The following is a 16,645-nucleotide window of genomic DNA, read 5'->3' on the forward strand; positions in this document are numbered from 1 at the left end:
AGCATTCGAGTCCCGCGGTGCGGTGGCGAACCATCATTCGCCCACCTTCACAACGCCGCGAGGCACTCATGCAACCCTTCTCATCCACCACCGTTTCGATCCAGCGCGACACGCGGGCCTGGCAGTTCCAGGTCTGGGCTTCTTTCGCGATCGCCGTCTTCCTCTGCGCCACCGGCTTGAGCTGGCTGCCGGGCGAGGCGCTGGACCGGGCGTTCATGGTGATGGGCTATGTGTTCTGCCTGAGCACCGCCTTCATGCTGGCCAAGTTCATCCGTGACAGCCAGCAGGCAGAAGCGAGCAGCAACAGTGCCAGCCGCGACGTGCCGATGTGGCGCCTCGTGGTGTGGGGCAGCTTCTTCACCGCCATGGGCCTCACGGGCTGGGGCCTGGTCCGCATGGAGATCAACGACGCCTACAAGGCCTTCCTGGGCGTGAGCTGGCTGTTTCTCATCAGCTCGGCCTTCACGTTGGCCAAGACGCTGCGCGACCGCCATGAAGCCGACCTGATCGACGCCCGCCTGCAAGGCCGCCGCGCCGCCCGCCAGGAAGCCGCCGCTTCCGTCTCGGCCGAATGAACGCCGCCGTTTTTCCAACCACCGTCAACCAACGAAAGAACGTCATGAAAAAGTCGATTGCCACGCTCGCTCTCGCCGTCTGCACCGCGTTCGCGGGTGTCGCGGTTCCTCTTCACGCACAGGCCCAGAGCGATGCCTCGATCGCACTCTCGATGTTGCCGGTCGCCTCGGTGATCGGCGCGGCGTCCGTCGTCGGCGCTTCCGCCACGGCGGTGGTCGCGGTGCCCGCGGCGCTGTCGGTGGGCGGCTCGACGCTCGCCGTGGTCGCCATCGAGGCGTCGGCCGACGGCACCGTCTATGTGCTGGAACGCGCGTCGGACGGCGCGCGCGCCAGCGTCAAGGTGATGGGGCGCGCGGCCAACGGCGTCTCCGCCTCTGTGGGCACGGCTGTCGTGGTCAGCGTGATCGGCAGCGGCGTCGTGCTGTCGGCCGCGGGCGAGGTGCTGGCTTTCGTTCCGAACGCCATCGGCCGCGCGCTGCTGCACAACGAGAGGCTGTCATGAAGCGCGCGCTCGGGGTGCTTGCGTCCCTGCTCCTTGCGCTCGCGGTGGTGCTGCCGCTGCAAGCGCAGGCGGGGCGCTCCTGCGAGCAGGTCAAGCCGAGCCCGGGGCTCATCGTCCGGGGAATGCAACTCGCCGAGCGCACCTCGCAGCAGCTCGACGCGAGCGGCGCGCGCGTCGTGTTGCTGGCGCGCGCCGGCCAGGACCTGAGCAAGTACGGCCTGCGCTATTCGCACCTGGGCATCGCCTACAAGACCGACGAAGGCCCGTGGCGCGTGGTGCACAAGCTGAACCAGTGCGGCACCGCGGTGGCCGCGGTCTACCGCCAGGGACTCGGCGAATTCTTCCTGGACGACCTGTGGCGCTACGAGGCCGCCTGGGTCGTGCCCACGCCGCAGGTGCAGGCGCAGTTGCTGGCCGCGCTCAACGAGTCGCCGTCCCGCATCGTGCGGCTGAACGTGGCGCCCTACAGCATCGTGAGCTACGCCTGGGGGCAGAAGTACCAGCAGTCGAACCAGTGGGCCATCGAGACGCTGGCCGCGGCCATGGAGCCGGCCACCATCCACAGCCGCGCGCAGGCGCAGGCGTGGATGCAGTTCAAGGGCTACGAGCCGACCACGTTGAAGCTGGGCCCGCTCACGCGCCTGGGCGGCCGCGTGGGCTCGGCCAACATCGCCTTCGACGACCATCCGAACGAGAAGCGGTTCTCGGACCGCATCGAGACGGTGACGGTCGACTCGGTCTTCGCGTGGATGCCGCGCGCGGGGCTGGGTGAGGCGCCGGTGGCGTTCAAGCTGCAGTAACTACAAATCCAGAAGAAAGCATCGAATGAGCAAGTCATTGCGCCTGTCCGAAAAATGGTTCCGCCGCGGCCTCTGGCTCGTGGCGCTGGTGTTCGCGAGCTTCCTGATCGGGCTGGGCAGCACGGTCGTCGGCGACCTGCCGCAGGTCGAGCGCGTGCGCGGGATCGACGACTTCATCGACCTGCGCGCGGCCGAGCCGCTGCGGGGCACCATCAAGGCGTCGGAGGCCACCGAGGAGCAGGCCGCGCGCGACCTGGACCAGATCCGCCTGCAGCTCACCGCCGCGCAGCAGGCCAGCGCCAATGCGCGCGAGACCTTCGGCAACTGGATCGCCACCCGCCGCGCCACCGCGCAGCCCGACCAGGACACCGAGCTGATCGCGCGCACCAAGGCGCTCGATGCGTTCAAGCAGAAGGAAAACGCCGTTCAGCGCCAGGTCAACGCGCAGCAGAAGATCATGCTCGACGCGCGCCAGGCCGAGCAGCGCGCCCGCACGACGCTCGCGGAACTGGAGCGCGCCGCGCAGGTGAAGCTCGATGCCGAGTACCGCCGCGTCGAGCTGCGCGTGTTCGCCTACCGCCTGGCGCTCACGTTGCCGCTTTTGATCGTGGCCGGCTGGCTGTTCGCGAAGAAGCGCAAGAGCACCTACTGGCCGTTCGTGTGGGGCTTCATCTTCTTTGCGCTGTTCGCGTTCTTCGTGGAGCTGGTGCCGTACCTGCCGAGCTACGGCGGCTATGTGCGCTACGTGGTGGGCATCGTGCTCACGGTGCTGGTGGGGCGCTACGCGATCGTCGCGCTCAACGCGTACCTTGCGCGCCAGAAGCTCGCCGAGCAGCAGCCCGACCAGGTGCGCCGCGAAGAGTTGAGCTACGACGTCGCGCTCGCGCGGCTGGGCAAGGGCGTGTGCCCCGGCTGCGAGCGGCCGGTGGACCTGAAGAACGGCGAGATCGATTTCTGCCCGCACTGCGGCATCGGCCTGTTCGACCACTGCGGTGTCTGTGAGGCGCGCAAGAGCGCGTTCTCCAAGTTCTGCCATGCCTGCGGCACCTCGGCCCATGCGGGGCCCGGTGGCGGCACAGCGCCGGCCTGAGGGCGCGCGGGGGCGCTGCATCTTTCCAACGCAAGCGGGTATTCCGCACGCTGCATGGCCAATTTTGGCGAAGCTGTCGCCGCAAGGTGTTAGAACCTTGGCCTGCGCTGCATTTCGCACGCAGCCGGCGTTCACTTTCATGCGTCGCCCGGCCTCTACCACGCACGACGAGGACCTCCTACCATGAGCTTTTTCGGCAAGATTTTTTCCAAGATTTTTCCGTCGGCCAACGCCGCTGAAGTCGTCGCCGCACCGCCGGCGGCTGCATCGGGCGCACCGGCCGTTGCGGCACCACCGCCCTCGATCCCGCTGGGCGACGTGCCCGCCATCCTGGACGCGATGCCTGGTGCCGCCGGCCTGAACTGGCGCACCTCGATCGTCGACCTGCTCAAGTTGCTGGGCCTGGACAGCAGCCTCGCCGCGCGCAAGGAACTGGCCAGCGAAATTCTCTACAGCGACGGCGAGCCGGGTTCGGCAGAATGGAACATCGGCCTGCACAAGCAGGTGATGAGCCGCATCGCAGCCAATGGCGGCACGCTGCCAGCCGAACTGCGCGACTGATCCGGTCCCCGGAACACGCCAACGAAAAAGCCCGGCCATGCCGGGCTTTTTTGCTTTCTGCCTCTTTCTTGCTTCCTGCCTCGACGAAGAGGAGAAAGGAAGCCAAAGGCTTCAGGTCCAGCCGGCATCCACCACGTAGTCCTGCGCGGTGCACATCTTCGAATCGTCAGCCGCCAGGAACAGCGCCATCGCCGCAATGTCCTCGGCCATCACGCGCCCCGGCAGGCACTGCGCGGCATCGATCTCGGCGGCCGACTCGGGCTTGACCCACAGCTTGATCTGCCGCTCGGTCATCACCCAGCCCGGCATGATCGTGTTGACCCGGATGTTCTGCTTGCCCAGGTCGCGCGCCAGCGAGCGCGTGAGGCCGCGCACGCCGGCCTTGCAGGCCTGGTAGACCGGGTAGCCGCGGCCTTTCATCATCCAACTGATCGAGCCGAAGTTGATGATCGATCCACCGCCCAGCGCGCGCATGTCGCCGGCCACGGCCTGCGCTGCGAAGAACTGGTGCTTGATGTTGACGGCCACCAGGCGGTCGAAATCTTCGCTCGTGACATCGGCCATTTCATGGCGCCGGTCGTTGGCCGCGTTGTTCAGCAGCACGCCGATGGGCCCGAAGCGCGCCCGCACACCGGCGATGGTGGCGGCCAACGCCGCGGCGTCGGTCACGTCGCAGGCGGTGAACATCGCGGGCGATTCGCCCTGCAGCTGGGCGGCGAGCGCGGTGCCGGCCGCCGTATCGAGGTCGCAGAAGCCTACTTTCGCGCCCTGCGCATGGAAGGCCCGCACCAGCGCCTCGCCGATGCCGCTGGCACCGCCCGAGATGAAGACGGTGCGCCCGGCGAGCGACGGATAGCGGGCGGTGTAGGGGGAAGTGGGAGAGGCTGTGGTCATGGGAAATGAAGACGACGGCGGTGGAAACAGGGCACGAGCGTACCGGATGCGGCGGCCATGGTGGAAACGCGGGCTTCCGCCCGGCGTATGGCTTCCGGCATGTGTGCAGGAAGGCCCGGCGTGGATAGGCTTGCCGGCATGAACTCCTTCCATCGCCGCGCCCTCGTCAGCTTTGCGCTGCTCCCCGCCCTCATCGTGGCGCGGCAGGTGCGCGCCCAGGCGGCGGCGCCCATCCTGCTGTTCAAGGTGGTCTCGCCGCGCGACGACGTCGTCGTCGGCATCGAGGCGGCCCAGCTCGGCGCCGGCGCGACGCCGCCCGTGCAGCGCCTGGCCGCGATGCTGGCCGACAAGGGCCAGCTCACGCTCTGGCAATACGCCTCGCAGCACGGCGAGGGTGGCGCGCTGGTGCAGGCGCCGCTGCGGCAGGTCGTGGTCTTCAGGAACGAGCTGCTGCGCATCGAGCCGTACACCACGCCGCTGGCGATCAAGGCGCCGGGCGCCGCGAAATAGACGGAGCGCCGGGGAGGCCGTGCCGCCTTCGCCGCTAGACGCCCCGCGCGCGCTCGGACTTGAACCGCGCGCGAAATTCCGTGAACGTGCCCGCGTCGAGCGCCGCGCGAATCTCGGTCATCAGGTTCAGGTAGTAGTGCAGGTTGTGGATGGTGCACAGCATCGGCCCGAGCATTTCGCCGCAGCGATCCAGGTGATGCAGGTAGGCGCGGCTGAAGCCTTCGCGCCCGCCGTCGTTCCAGCTGACGCCCGAGGTGCCCGCGCACGCATGGCAGGTGCAGCTCGGGTCCACCGGCTGCGGGTCGCTCTTGTGGCGCGCGTTGCGCATCTTCAGGTCGCCGAAGCGCGTGAACATCGTGCCGTTGCGCGCGTTGCGGGTCGGCATCACGCAGTCGAACATGTCCACGCCGTCGGCCACGCCCTGCACCAGGTCCTCGGGCGTGCCCACGCCCATCAGGTAGCGCGGCTTGTTCGCGGGCAGCCGGTGCGGCGTGTGGCCCATGATGTGCAGCATCTCTTCCTTGGGCTCGCCCACGCTCACGCCGCCGATGGCGTAGCCGGGAAAGTCCATGTCGACCAGCGCGGCGAGCGACTCTTCGCGCAGGTTCTCGAACATGCCGCCCTGCACGATGCCGAAGAGCGCGTTGGGGTTCTCCAGTCGCGTGAATTCGCTTTGGCAGCGCTTGGCCCAGCGCAGGCTCAGTTCCATCGAGATGCGCGCCTCGGCCTCGGTCGTGATGTGGCCCTTGGTGTCGTAGGGCGTGCACTCGTCGAACTGCATCGCGATGTCGCTGTTCAGGATGGTCTGGATCTGCATCGAGACCTCGGGCGTGAGAAAGAGCTTGTCGCCGTTGACGGGCGAGGCGAACTTCACGCCCTCCTCGCTGATCTTGCGCATCGCGCCCAGCGACCACACCTGGAAGCCGCCCGAGTCGGTGAGGATGGGCTTGGTCCACTTCTCGAACTGGTGCAGCCCGCCGAAGCTGGCCATCACGTCCAGGCCGGGGCGCATCCACAGGTGGAAGGTGTTGCCCAGGATGATCTGCGCGCCCATCTCTTCCAGGCTGCGCGGCATCACGCCCTTGACGGTGCCGTAGGTGCCCACGGGCATGAAGATCGGCGTCTGCACCTTGCCGTGGTTGAGCGTGAGCGTGGCGCGGCGCGCGTGGCTGTCGGGGTCGGTCTTGAGGAGTTCGAAGTTCAGCATGTCGTTCAGTCCGTTCAGTCCACTTGCCGGGCGAGCAGCATCGCGTCGCCGTAGCTGAAGAAGCGGTAGTGGTTGGCGATGGCGTGGGCATACAGCGCCATCACCCGCTCGTAGCCCGCGAAGGCCGAGACCAGCATCATCAGCGTGCTCTTGGGCAGATGGAAGTTGGTCACCAGCACATCGACGTGCGCGAAGGCGAAGCCCGGCGTGATGAAGATGCGCGTGTCGCCCGCGGCCTCGCCGCTGCTGGCCCACGATTCGAGCGTGCGCACGGTGGTCGTGCCCACGGCAACGACGCGGCCGCCGCGCGCCTTGCATTCGGCGATGGCGCGCTGCGTGGCCTCGGGCACCTCGTAGCGCTCGGCGTGCATCGTGTGCTCGGCGATGTTCTCGGTCTTCACCGGCTGGAAGGTGCCGGCGCCCACATGCAGCGTGACGCTGGCGCGCTGCACGCCGCGCGCTTCGAGGTTGGCCAGCAGCCCTTCGTCGAAGTGCAATGCGGCGGTCGGCGCAGCCACCGCGCCGGGCACGCGCGCGAACACGGTCTGGTAGCGGCTCTCGTCGTCGGCCGAGTCGGTGTGCGTGATGTAGGGCGGCAGCGGCACGTGGCCGCAACGCGACATCAATGCGTAGGGGTCTTCGCCCGCATCGCTCTCGAAGCCGAAACGGAACAGCGCGCCGTCTTCCTCGGGCCAGCGGCCGAGCAACGTCGCGCGGAAGCCGCCGACCATCTGCAGCGTGGTGCCCACCGGCGGCTTCTTGCTCACCTTCATGTGCGCCACGACCTCGTGGCCCTGCAGCACGCGCTCGACCAGCAGTTCGAGCTTGCCGCCGGTCGGCTTCTCGCCGAACAGGCGCGCCTTGACCACGCGCGTGTCGTTGAAGACCAGCAGGTCGCCCTCGCGCAGCAGCGAGGGCAGGTCCTTGAAGATGCGGTCGGCCGGTGCGTCGCCCGTGCCGTCGAGGAGACGGGAGGATGTGCGTTCGGTGGCCGGGTGTTGCGCCACCAATTGGGGGGGCAGGTCGAAATCGAAATCGGAAAGCGTGAAGGCGCGCATGGTGCTTGAGGGCCGGACGGGCCCGTGCCAAGGAGGCATGGGAAAAGAAGAAAAAGAAGGCGGGAGCCGGGCAGAATTGTCCCATGCCCGCTGCCGCGAAGTCCCTGCCCCCTGAAAAGCCCGTTGCGGCGCCTGCTGCCGCACCCGCCGCGCCGGGTTCGGGCCTGAGCCTCGTGCAGCGCGCCCTGCGCAAGCTGGGCCTCGTGCGCGACATCGACTTCGCCCTCTACCTCCCGATGCGCTACGAGGACGAAACGCGGATCGTCAAGCTCGCCGACACACGCGACGGCGACATGGCGCAGGTCGAGGGCGTGGTCACCGAGTGCGAGGTGGTGTTTCGCCCGCGCCGCCAGTTGATCTGCACCATCGACGACGGCAGCGACACCTGCCAGTTGCGCTTCTTCAACTTCTATCCCTCGCAGCAAAAGCAGCTCGCGGTCGGCGCGCGGGTGCGCGTGCGGGGCGAGATGCGCGGTGGTTTCGTGGGGCGGCAGATCATGCATCCCACGGTCAAGGCCGCGGGCACTTCGCTGCCGGAGGCGCTCACGCCGGTCTACTCGACCGTCGCGGGCCTGGCGCAGCCGGTGCTGCGGCGCGAGGTGCGCTCGGGCCTCGCACGCGCGGTGCTCGATGAGACGATTCCGGTGCAGATCGGCTTGCGCGGCGCGTGGGACCTGCGCAGTTCGCTGACCTTTCTGCACTACCCCACACCCGACGTGGCGATGGCGACGCTCGAAGACCACAGCCACCCGGCGTGGCAGCGCATCAAGGCCGAGGAACTGCTCGCGCAACAGCTCTCGCAGCTGCAGGCCCGGCTGGAACGTGCGGCCCAGCGCGCGCCGGTGCTGCCTTCGTCGCCGGAACCCGTGGCGACTTCGCTGCATGCGCAACTGCTCGCCGTGCTGCCCTTCGGGCTGACCGATGCGCAGCAGCGCGTGGGCGAGGAGATCACGCGCGACCTCGGCCGCGAGATCCCGATGCACCGGCTGCTGCAAGGCGACGTGGGCTCGGGCAAGACCGTGGTGGCGGCGCTCGCGGCGGCGCGCGCCATCGATGCGGGCTTTCAATGCGCGCTGATGGCGCCGACCGAAATCCTCGCGGCCCAGCACTTCGGCAAGCTGGTCGGCTGGCTCGATCCGCTGCTTGCCGAACGCGGCTTGCGCGTGGCCTGGCTCACCGGCAGCCAGAAGAAAAAAGAGCGCGATGCAATGTCGGCCGCGGTCGAGAGCGGCGAGGCTGCGCTGGTCATCGGCACGCATGCCGTCATCTCGGAGAAGGTGCGCTTCAAGAACCTCGCGCTCGCGATCATCGACGAGCAGCACCGCTTCGGCGTCGCGCAGCGGCTCGCGCTGCGCGGCAAGGCCGTCGGCCATCTCGAGCCGCACCTCTTGATGATGAGCGCCACGCCGATTCCGCGCACGCTGGCGATGAGCTACTACGCCGACCTGGACGTCTCCACGCTGGACGAGTTGCCGCCGGGCCGCACGCCCATCGTCACCAAGCTGGTGGCCGATCACCGGCGCGACGAGGTGATCGACCGCATCCAGGCGCAGATCGCACAGGGCCGGCAGGTCTACTGGGTGTGCCCGTTGATCGAAGAGAGCGAAGCGGTCGACCTGCGCAACGCCACCGAGACGCGCGACGAACTGGCCGGCACGCTCGGCGAGGCCATCCACGTCGGCCTGCTGCATTCGCGCATGCCGACGGCCGAGAAGCAGGCCGTGATGGCGGCCTTCACCGCCAACGAGATCCAGGTGCTGGTGAGCACGACGGTGATCGAAGTGGGCGTCGATGTGCCGAACGCCTCGCTGATGGTGATCGAACATGCGGAGCGCTTCGGGCTCTCGCAACTGCACCAGCTGCGCGGCCGCGTGGGGCGCGGCGCCGCAGCCTCGGCCTGCGTGCTGCTCTACGCACCGGGCGACAGCGGCCGCGTGGGCGAGGCGGCGCGCGCGCGGCTCAAGGCGATGGCCGAAACGGGCGACGGCTTCGAGATCGCGCGGCGCGACCTGGAGATTCGCGGGCCCGGTGAATTCCTGGGTGCGCGTCAGTCAGGGGCGCCGCTGCTGCGCTTCGCCGACCTGACCACCGACACGCTGCTGCTCGACTGGGCCCGCGAACTCGCCCCCGTGATGCTCGAGAAGCACGCCGAGCTGGCCCAGCGCCACATCGATCGCTGGCTCGGCACCAAGGCCGAGTACCTGAAGGCCTGAGCGGCCTCGCGCTGTTTACGCCGAGGGCCGACGCGTGAAGGCGAGGATCAGCCCGAAGCCGACCATCATGCTGCCGCTCACCTTGTTGAACCAGCGCATCGCGCGGCTGCCGTTCGCCAGCCGGCGCATGCGCGCGCCGAGCATGGCGTAGAGCGCGATCGCGACCAGTTCGAACACCAGGAAGGTCGCGCCCAGCAGCACATAGCTGGAGGCGTACGCGCCGGGCACCACGAACTGCGGGAAGAACGCGGTGAACACCAGGATGGCCTTCGGATTGCCGGCCGCCACGGTGAACTCCTGCCGCGCCAGCGCGCGCAGCGAAGGCGGTGCGGCGGTGCCCAGCGATTGCACATCGGCCGTGGGCGCCGGTGCGCGCAAGAGGCGGATGCCGATCCACACGAGATACGCGGCACCGATGTACTTGATGACATCGAAGGCCAGCTCCGAGGCCACCAGCACCGCGCCCATGCCCAGGCCCGCGACGGCAATCATGAGTGCGAAGGCCACCAGGCGCCCGCCGGCCGCGATCACTGCGGGCGACACGCCGTGCCGCGCACCGTTGGTGACCGACAGCAGGTTGTTGGGGCCGAAGGCCATGTTGATGGCAAAGCAGGCCGGAAGAAACAACAGATAGGTGGACAAGCTCATGGTTGCATCCTGCTACGTAGATAACCGCGATGACGAAGGTTCGCCATTATCCGCAGCCTTCGCGATGTGTACGACGAAAGCCTGCAGATGCAACAACGCTGCATTAGCGCCACGGTGTTTACGCGGGGTTCTTGTTGCGCGGCTTGTTTTCTAGACTGCGCCGCGATGCCTTTTCGCACGGCTTTCGATGGCGGTGCGGGGCTGCTTTTTTCTTCAGACTTTTTCGCTACTGGTCCGCGTCTTGCACGCGTTTCGCAGCGCGGTTCACGCGCTGACTATTCGAACAACACACTGCACGGAGGAAAGTCGCAATGACTTCGAAGAGGATGAACAGACTCGCGCTCGCCATGGCCGTTGCCGGCCTCGCATCGCACCAGGCATGGGCCATCCAGACCTACGCCGGCGACCCGGGAATGATCGGTGCGCCGGCCAGTTGGCGCACCGCCGAGTTCATGCGCGACTGGGGCCTCGTCGCGATGGGCACCGAATACGCCTACGCGGCAGGCGTGAGCGGCGCGGGCATCAGGATCGGCGAGGTCGACTCGGGCTACGACGCCTCGCATCCCGAGTTCCCGGTCTCGCGTTATCACGGCGTGCCGGTGGGCGCGATTCCCGGCGCCTACAACGGCGCGTACAACGACCGCCATGGCACGCATGTCGGCGGCACCATCGCTGCGAACCGCGATGGCGGGACCGCTGTGGAGAACATGCATGGCGTGGCCTTCAACGCGGACCTCTTCGTGGCCAACACGGCCAAGACCGACGGCGCCAACTTCGGGCGGCCGCTGCCCGGCGATTCGCCGGTCATCACGGTGGACAACCAGCACATCGCCGATGCCTACCGCGCGGCCAACGCGCAGGGCGTGCGCATCATCAGCACCAGCTGGGGCAGTCCGCCGACCGGCGAGCAGTACAACACCCTCGCGCAGTTGCACACCGCCAACGGCTACTACGTGGCCAACAACACCTGGATCCAGGGCGCGTTCGATGCCGCGAAGACGGGCACGCTGATGGTGTTCAGCGCGGGCAACGGCGGCTGGCTCAACCCCAGCCCACGGGCGGCCGCGCCGTACTTCAACCCCGAGCTCGAGACGAACTGGCTCGCGGTTTCCGCGCTGAGCAATATCGGGCAGACCTTCAATGCCGACGGCTCCGTCAACGTGCCCGGCACGCAGCGCTACAACAAGTGCGGCGTGGCGAAGTGGACCTGCGTCACCGCGCCGGGCTTCCAGATCAACGGCACCGTGCTGGCCGGCGGCTACGCGTCGCTGTCGGGCACCTCGATGGCCGCGCCGCATGCGTCGGGCGCGCTCGCGTTGATCATGGAGCGCTTCAGCTACATGACCAACGAGCAGGTGCTCACGGTGCTCAAGACCACCGCGACGCAGAACGCGACGATCGTCGACGCGGCCGGCACCGGCACGATGGCCAACCCCGAGGCGGGCCAGCAGGTGAAGGTGCCCGACGTGGTCAACGGCTGGGGCACGCCGAGCCTGCGGCGCGCGATGAACGGGCCGGGGCAGTTCATCGGGCCGTTCGCGATCGACACGCAGGGGCAGAACGACACCTGGTCGAACGACATCTCCGATGTCGCGATCAGGGCGCGCCGCGCGGAAGACGCCGCCGAGGCCACCGCCTGGGAAGCGACCAAGCAGACGCGCGGCTGGACCGCGGGCCTGCCCGGCGGCGCGAGCGATGCGGACCGCAGCGAGTACGCCACGGGCGTGGCCCGCGAAGCCGCGCGCGGCACGCGGGTCTACGCAGGCAGCCTGGAGAAGCTGGGCGCCGGCACGCTGACCCTGAGCGGCCAGAACAGCTACACGGGCAGCACCGCGGTGAACGGCGGCACGCTCAAGGCGGGAGCGGTCAACGCGTTCAGCGGTGCGTCCGCGCACAGCGTGGGCGCGGGCGGCACGCTCGACCTGGCGGGCTTCAGCCAGAAGCTGCCCTCGCTGGCGAACAGCGGCGTGGTCTCGCTGGTTGGCGCCGCGCCGGGAACGACGCTCACCATCACCGGCGCCTATGTGGGCAACAACGGCACGCTGCGGCTGGGCATCGTCCCGGGCCTTGGTAGCCCCGCAAGCGACCGGCTCGTCCTTGATGGCGTGGGTGCAAGCGCCAGCGGCCGTACGTCGGTGCAGATCGCCAACTTCGGCAGCCTCGGCGCCATGACCATCGGCAACGGCGTCGAACTCATCAGCGCAATCAATGGTGCGACGACAACGGCGCAGACCACCAAGGATGCCTTCGCGCTCGCAGGCGGTCACGTGGATGCGGGCGCCTACGAATACAGGCTGCACGCGGCCGACGTCAATGGCGCGGGTGAAAACTGGTATCTGCGGTCAACGGCGCCGTTCCCAGGATCGCAACTGCCGGCCTACCGCACGGAGGTCCCGATGCTCGCCGCGCTGCCCGAGCAACTGCGCCAGGGCAACCTCGCCATGCTGGGCAGTTCGCGCGTGCGCATGGGCGACGACGACGCCCGGGTCGGCCGCAACGATGCGGGCGAGGAGACCGGCGTGCCGCTGCGCAGCGCCTGGGGCCGGGTCATCAGCACGAACATCGATATCAGCCAGCAAGGCACGGTGAGCCCGAGGAGCGAGGGGCGCCTCACGGGCCTGCAGGCCGGCACCGACCTGTGGGCCGACCGCAACTGGCGCGCCGGCGTGTACGTCGGCCGGCTCGAAGGCGATGCCCGCACCCGTGGCTTCGCGCGCGGCGTGTTCGACCTTGCCGTCGGCAGCAACGACCTGCGCAGCGACTACCTGGGCCTGTACGGCAACTTCACGAGCGACGCGGGCTTCTACGCCGACGCGGTGCTGCAGGGCGGCCGCCACCGCTACACGACGGGCCCGTTCGACAGCTCGCCGTCTGCTTCCGGCAAGGGCAGGAGCACGCTGCTGTCGCTGGAAGTGGGCCAGAGCTTCGCGCTCGGCAGCGACTGGAAGATCGAGCCGCAATTGCAGCTGGTGCACCAGCGCGTGAACCTGGAGGACGTGACGCTCTTCGGCGCTCGCGTCTCGCAGGACACCGACAGCGGCTGGACGGTTCGCGCCGGCGTGCGGGTGAAGGGCCAGATCGCCACCGGGGCGGGCGTGCTGCAGCCGTATGCGCGGCTGAACGTCTACCGCACCTCCAGCGGCACGGACGTGGCGCGCTTCATCGGCCCTGCAGGCTGGACCGACATCGGCACCCGCACGGGCGGCACCAGCACCGAACTCGCAGCCGGCGCCACCCTGGCCGTCGGCGAGCTAACCAGCCTCTATGCGGAAGCGGGCAAGCTGTTCGCCTCCGGCGGCAGCGCGCGCGTGAAGAGCGGCATCAATGCCAGCCTGGGGATGCGCGTGAAGTGGTGAGGGGGCGATCCAGGAGCGTCCGTCGGGGGCAAGGATGACGCTGGCATCGACCCCTGACAACGCCGGGTCACGGAGGCTTGCGCATAATTGACGCAAGCTATGACTCTCACCGAACTCAAATACATCGTCGCAGTAGCCCGCGAACGGCACTTCGGCAAGGCGGCCGAGGCCTGCTACGTCTCCCAACCGACCCTCTCGGTGGCCATCAAGAAGCTGGAGGACGAACTGGAGGTCAAGCTCTTCGAGCGCAGTGCCGGCGAAGTGACCGTCACGCCGCTGGGCGAGCAGATCGTGCAGCAGGCGCAAAGCGTGCTCGACCAGGCCGCCAGCATCAAGGAAATCGCCAAGCGCGGCAAGGACCCGCTGGCCGGCCCGCTGAACCTGGGCGTGATCTACACCATCGGCCCGTACCTCCTGCCCGACCTGGTGCGCCAGGTGATCGCACGCACGCCGCAGATGCCGCTGGTGCTGCAGGAGAACTTCACCGCCAAGCTGCTGGAAATGCTGCGCGCCGGGGAGATCGACTGCGCCGTGATGGCCGAGCCCTTCCCGGACACGGGCCTTGCGATGGCGCCGCTGTACGACGAGCCCTTCATGGCCGCGCTGCCGGTCAACCACAAGTTCGCCAGCCGCGAATCGATCACCTCCGACGAGCTGCAGAACGAGACCATGCTGCTGCTGGGCACCGGCCACTGCTTTCGCGACCATGTGCTCGAGGTGTGCCCCGAGTTCGCCCGCTTCTCCAGCAATGCCGAAGGCATCCGCAAGAGCTTCGAGGGCTCGTCGCTCGAAACCATCAAGCACATGGTGGCCTCGGGCATGGGCGTGACGCTGGTGCCGCGGCTGTCGGTGCCGGCCGAGGCGCTCAAGCCCAAGGGCAAAGGCCGCAAGGACTCCGAGCAAATGGTGCGCTACCTGCCGGTGCGCGATGCACACGACCGCGACCCGCCCACGCGCCGCGTGGTGCTGGCGTGGCGGCGCACCTTCACGCGCTACGAGGCGATCGCGGCGCTGCGCAATGCGATCTATGCCTGCGAGCTGCCGGGCGTCAAGCGCTTGTCATAGCGGTTTGTCGCAACGATTTGCGACGTTGACCTACGCGCCGACGGTTTTGAATCGTTGATCGCTGGGATAGAGTGACGCTGTTGCGAAGCCGCGTGCCGGCTTCGAGAATCGACATGTTCCTCTCCACTTGAAGAAAGACCACTCGCCATGGCCAAAGCTCCAAAGAAAACCAAGCCAGCGTCCACCCCCTCCTCGGGCAAGGTGCCCAAGAAGGGCGGTACCGTCGTCGCGCAGGAGTCCGGCAGCCGCAACGCGCCGATCATCAACATCGGCATCGAGCGCCAGGACCGCGCGGCCATCGCCGAGGGCCTCAGCCGCGTGCTGGCCGACACCTACACGCTGTACCTCACGACCCACAACTTCCACTGGAACGTGACCGGCCCGCACTTCAACTCGCTGCACGCGATGTTCATGGGCCAGTACACCGAGCTGTGGGGCGCGACCGACGTGCTTGCCGAACGCATCCGCGCCCTCGGCCACTACGCGCCGGGCTCGTACGCCGAGTTCAGCAAGATCGCCACCGTGCCCGACGTGCCCCAGACCCCGCCCAAGGCGATGGAGATGGTGCGCATCCTGGTCAAGGGCCATGAGACGGTCTCCCGCATCGCGCGCGAATTCATCCCCGTGGCGGAAGAGGCCGGCGACGACCCGACCGCCGACATGCTGACCGCGCGCTGCACGGTGCACGACCAGACGGCCTGGATGCTGCGCTCGCTGCTCGAGGATTGAGTCAACAGGCGTCCCGGAATCCGGGAAGCGAAAACCGAGAGCGGCACAATGGCCGCTCTTTTTTCGTCCGTCGTTTTCGTTCTTTTTTTCTTGCCGCATGCTTGCCCGTCGCCTCGCGCTCTACCTCGACCTGATCCGCTGGAACCGCCCGGCGGGCTGGCTGTTGCTGCTCTGGCCCACGCTGGGCGCGCTCTGGTTCGCGGCCGACGGCTGGCCGGGCTGGCAGCTGGTCGTGGTGTTCACGCTCGGCACCTTCCTCATGCGCAGCGCGGGCTGCTGCATCAACGACGTGGCCGACCGCGACTTCGACCGCCACGTCAAGCGCACCGCCCAGCGGCCCGTGACCAGCGGCGCGATATCGGTCAGGGAAGCGCTCGCGCTCGGTGCCGTGCTGGCGTTGATGGCGTTCGGTCTGGTGCTCACCACCAACCGCGTGACGGTGCTGTGGTCGTTCGCGGCGCTGGCCATCACGCTGATCTATCCGTTCGCCAAGCGCTTCGTGTCGATCCCGCAGGCGGTGCTGGGCATCGCCTTCAGCTTCGGCATTCCGATGGCCTTTGCGGCGGTGCAGGCGACCGTGCCCGCGTTCGCCGCGTGGCTGCTGGCCGGCAACCTGTTCTGGGTGCTGGCCTACGACACCGAATACGCCATGGTCGACCGCGACGACGACCTGAAGATCGGCATGAAGACCTCGGCCATCACCTTTGGCCGCTTCGACGTGGCGGCGGTGATGCTGAGCTACGCGATCTTCCTGGCGACCTGGGCGTGGGCCGGTGCCAGCCGGTCGCTGGGCGTGCTGTTCTTCGCGGGGATCGCCATCGCCGCGGGGCAGGCGCTCTGGCACTGGTGGCTGATTCGCGAGCGGACTCGCGATGGCTGCTTCAAGGCCTTCCGGCTGAACCACTGGCTGGGCTTCACCGTGTTCGCCGGCGTCGTGGCCGGCTACGCCATCCGTTGAAGGGACGCACATGCTCGACCGCCTGACCCAGAAGATCGGCCAGGAAGGCCTGTCCGAATGGCATGCCATCACTCAGGAGATGGTCGACCGCTACGCGGCGCTCTCGGGCGACGGCGAAGGCGAGTGGATCCACCTGGACCCGGAGCGCGCGGCGCGCGAGGCGAGCTATGGCGGCACGATCGTGCCGGGCTTCTTCCAGGTGTCGCACCTGATCCGGCTGACCGGCGAGGCGATGCGCACGCTGCTGCCCTTCGATGCGAACCATGCGCTGAACTACGGCTTCGACCGCCTGCGGTTCGTGAGGCCGATGCCGGTCGGCGCGCGCTTCCGGGCCCGGGTGCGCATCCTGGGCGCAACGCCCAAGGCGGATGACAGCTTTCTGCTGAAGGAAGATGTGCTGCTCGAACTCGAGGACGGCACCGTCACGCTGGCGGCCGAGTGGCTGTTCTTTCTCGGGCCGCGCGCATTGCCTGTTTGA

The 16,645-nt window shown here is 68.1% G+C and carries 16 protein-coding genes; 12 read left to right on the forward strand and 4 right to left on the reverse strand.

Annotated features, from left to right (window positions below):
* The first annotated feature begins 68 nt into the window (after positions 1-68).
* From BM133_RS17715 to BM133_RS17735, 5 genes are all read left to right on the forward strand, one after another.
* Positions 69-575 carry a YiaA/YiaB family inner membrane protein gene (locus tag BM133_RS17715; protein ID WP_093436315.1) on the forward strand — a complete coding sequence of 169 codons (507 nt, stop codon included), beginning with the start codon at positions 69-71 and terminating at the stop codon, positions 573-575.
* A gap of 44 nt (positions 576-619) precedes the next feature.
* Complete coding sequence (locus BM133_RS17720; RefSeq protein ID WP_143100148.1) at positions 620-1,078, forward strand: hypothetical protein; 459 nt, start codon at positions 620-622, stop codon at positions 1,076-1,078.
* Positions 1,075-1,878: a DUF2145 domain-containing protein gene (locus BM133_RS17725; protein ID WP_093436320.1), complete on the forward strand. Its 804-nt coding sequence runs from the start codon at positions 1,075-1,077 to the stop codon at positions 1,876-1,878. Before BM133_RS17720 ends, BM133_RS17725 begins: the two co-directional genes overlap by 4 nt.
* A gap of 25 nt (positions 1,879-1,903) precedes the next feature.
* Positions 1,904-2,968 carry a zinc ribbon domain-containing protein gene (locus tag BM133_RS17730; protein WP_093436321.1) on the forward strand — a complete coding sequence of 355 codons (1,065 nt, stop codon included), beginning with the start codon at positions 1,904-1,906 and terminating at the stop codon, positions 2,966-2,968.
* A gap of 183 nt (positions 2,969-3,151) precedes the next feature.
* The gene (locus BM133_RS17735; RefSeq protein ID WP_093436324.1) at positions 3,152-3,529 is read left to right on the forward strand and encodes a DUF3597 domain-containing protein; all 378 of its coding nucleotides are present in this window, start codon (positions 3,152-3,154) and stop codon (positions 3,527-3,529) included.
* 111 nt (positions 3,530-3,640) lie between these two features.
* On the opposite strand, the gene BM133_RS17740 is transcribed toward BM133_RS17735, so the two are convergent.
* Complete coding sequence (locus tag BM133_RS17740; RefSeq protein ID WP_093436326.1) at positions 3,641-4,423, reverse strand: SDR family NAD(P)-dependent oxidoreductase; 783 nt, start codon at positions 4,421-4,423, stop codon at positions 3,641-3,643.
* A 138-nt stretch (positions 4,424-4,561) separates the two neighbouring features.
* Between BM133_RS17740 and BM133_RS17745 the strand changes: the two genes are divergently transcribed.
* A complete protein-coding gene (locus BM133_RS17745; protein WP_256219243.1) occupies positions 4,562-4,933 on the forward strand; it encodes a hypothetical protein in 372 nt (123 codons plus the stop codon).
* Positions 4,934-4,967: 34 nt separating this feature from the next.
* On the opposite strand, the gene tgt is transcribed toward BM133_RS17745, so the two are convergent.
* On the reverse strand, positions 4,968-6,140 hold the full coding sequence (gene tgt / locus BM133_RS17750) for a tRNA guanosine(34) transglycosylase Tgt (RefSeq protein WP_093436330.1): 1,173 nt from the start codon (positions 6,138-6,140) through the stop codon (positions 4,968-4,970).
* A gap of 14 nt (positions 6,141-6,154) precedes the next feature.
* On the reverse strand, positions 6,155-7,198 hold the full coding sequence (gene queA / locus BM133_RS17755; protein WP_093436333.1) for a tRNA preQ1(34) S-adenosylmethionine ribosyltransferase-isomerase QueA: 1,044 nt from the start codon (positions 7,196-7,198) through the stop codon (positions 6,155-6,157).
* A gap of 83 nt (positions 7,199-7,281) precedes the next feature.
* Between queA and recG the strand changes: the two genes are divergently transcribed.
* Entirely contained in the window at positions 7,282-9,411 is a 2,130-nt protein-coding gene (recG, locus tag BM133_RS17760; RefSeq protein ID WP_093436335.1) for an ATP-dependent DNA helicase RecG, read from the forward strand.
* A 15-nt stretch (positions 9,412-9,426) separates the two neighbouring features.
* Here the strand turns inward: recG and BM133_RS17765 are convergent, their stop codons facing one another.
* Positions 9,427-10,059 carry a LysE family translocator gene (locus tag BM133_RS17765; protein ID WP_093436338.1) on the reverse strand — a complete coding sequence of 211 codons (633 nt, stop codon included), beginning with the start codon at positions 10,057-10,059 and terminating at the stop codon, positions 9,427-9,429.
* Positions 10,060-10,370: 311 nt separating this feature from the next.
* Here BM133_RS17765 and BM133_RS17770 point away from each other — a divergent pair, with 311 nt between their 5' ends.
* The 5 genes from BM133_RS17770 to BM133_RS17790 all read left to right on the forward strand — a co-directional run bounded on the left by BM133_RS17770 (position 10,371) and on the right by BM133_RS17790 (position 16,645).
* A complete protein-coding gene (locus tag BM133_RS17770) occupies positions 10,371-13,415 on the forward strand; it encodes an autotransporter outer membrane beta-barrel domain-containing protein (RefSeq protein ID WP_093436340.1) in 3,045 nt (1,014 codons plus the stop codon).
* 99 nt (positions 13,416-13,514) lie between these two features.
* Positions 13,515-14,480 carry a LysR substrate-binding domain-containing protein gene (locus BM133_RS17775; protein ID WP_093436343.1) on the forward strand — a complete coding sequence of 322 codons (966 nt, stop codon included), beginning with the start codon at positions 13,515-13,517 and terminating at the stop codon, positions 14,478-14,480.
* Between the two features lie 147 nt (positions 14,481-14,627).
* On the forward strand, positions 14,628-15,209 hold the full coding sequence (locus tag BM133_RS17780; protein ID WP_093436345.1) for a Dps family protein: 582 nt from the start codon (positions 14,628-14,630) through the stop codon (positions 15,207-15,209).
* A gap of 97 nt (positions 15,210-15,306) precedes the next feature.
* Entirely contained in the window at positions 15,307-16,167 is an 861-nt protein-coding gene (gene ubiA / locus BM133_RS17785) for a 4-hydroxybenzoate octaprenyltransferase (protein ID WP_093436348.1), read from the forward strand.
* A gap of 10 nt (positions 16,168-16,177) precedes the next feature.
* Entirely contained in the window at positions 16,178-16,645 is a 468-nt protein-coding gene (locus BM133_RS17790; protein WP_093436349.1) for a MaoC/PaaZ C-terminal domain-containing protein, read from the forward strand.

This window comes from Variovorax sp. 770b2, assembly GCF_900115685.1.
Taxonomy (GTDB): domain Bacteria; phylum Pseudomonadota; class Gammaproteobacteria; order Burkholderiales; family Burkholderiaceae_C; genus Variovorax.

Bases quoted from the DNA above. Each gene is read 5' to 3' on its own strand.
- BM133_RS17715 (WP_093436315.1), top strand. From the start codon at position 69: ATGCAACCCTTCTCATCCACCACCGTTTCGATCCAGCGCGACACGCGG.
- BM133_RS17720 (WP_143100148.1), top strand. From the start codon at position 620: ATGAAAAAGTCGATTGCCACGCTCGCTCTCGCCGTCTGCACCGCGTTC.
- BM133_RS17725 (WP_093436320.1), top strand. From the start codon at position 1,075: ATGAAGCGCGCGCTCGGGGTGCTTGCGTCCCTGCTCCTTGCGCTCGCG.
- BM133_RS17730 (WP_093436321.1), top strand. From the start codon at position 1,904: ATGAGCAAGTCATTGCGCCTGTCCGAAAAATGGTTCCGCCGCGGCCTC.
- BM133_RS17735 (WP_093436324.1), top strand. From the start codon at position 3,152: ATGAGCTTTTTCGGCAAGATTTTTTCCAAGATTTTTCCGTCGGCCAAC.
- BM133_RS17740 (WP_093436326.1), bottom strand. From the start codon at position 4,423: ATGACCACAGCCTCTCCCACTTCCCCCTACACCGCCCGCTATCCGTCG.
- BM133_RS17745 (WP_256219243.1), top strand. From the start codon at position 4,562: ATGAACTCCTTCCATCGCCGCGCCCTCGTCAGCTTTGCGCTGCTCCCC.
- tgt (WP_093436330.1), bottom strand. From the start codon at position 6,140: ATGCTGAACTTCGAACTCCTCAAGACCGACCCCGACAGCCACGCGCGC.
- queA (WP_093436333.1), bottom strand. From the start codon at position 7,198: ATGCGCGCCTTCACGCTTTCCGATTTCGATTTCGACCTGCCCCCCCAA.
- recG (WP_093436335.1), top strand. From the start codon at position 7,282: ATGCCCGCTGCCGCGAAGTCCCTGCCCCCTGAAAAGCCCGTTGCGGCG.
- BM133_RS17765 (WP_093436338.1), bottom strand. From the start codon at position 10,059: ATGAGCTTGTCCACCTATCTGTTGTTTCTTCCGGCCTGCTTTGCCATC.
- BM133_RS17770 (WP_093436340.1), top strand. From the start codon at position 10,371: ATGACTTCGAAGAGGATGAACAGACTCGCGCTCGCCATGGCCGTTGCC.
- BM133_RS17775 (WP_093436343.1), top strand. From the start codon at position 13,515: ATGACTCTCACCGAACTCAAATACATCGTCGCAGTAGCCCGCGAACGG.
- BM133_RS17780 (WP_093436345.1), top strand. From the start codon at position 14,628: ATGGCCAAAGCTCCAAAGAAAACCAAGCCAGCGTCCACCCCCTCCTCG.
- ubiA (WP_093436348.1), top strand. From the start codon at position 15,307: ATGCTTGCCCGTCGCCTCGCGCTCTACCTCGACCTGATCCGCTGGAAC.
- BM133_RS17790 (WP_093436349.1), top strand. From the start codon at position 16,178: ATGCTCGACCGCCTGACCCAGAAGATCGGCCAGGAAGGCCTGTCCGAA.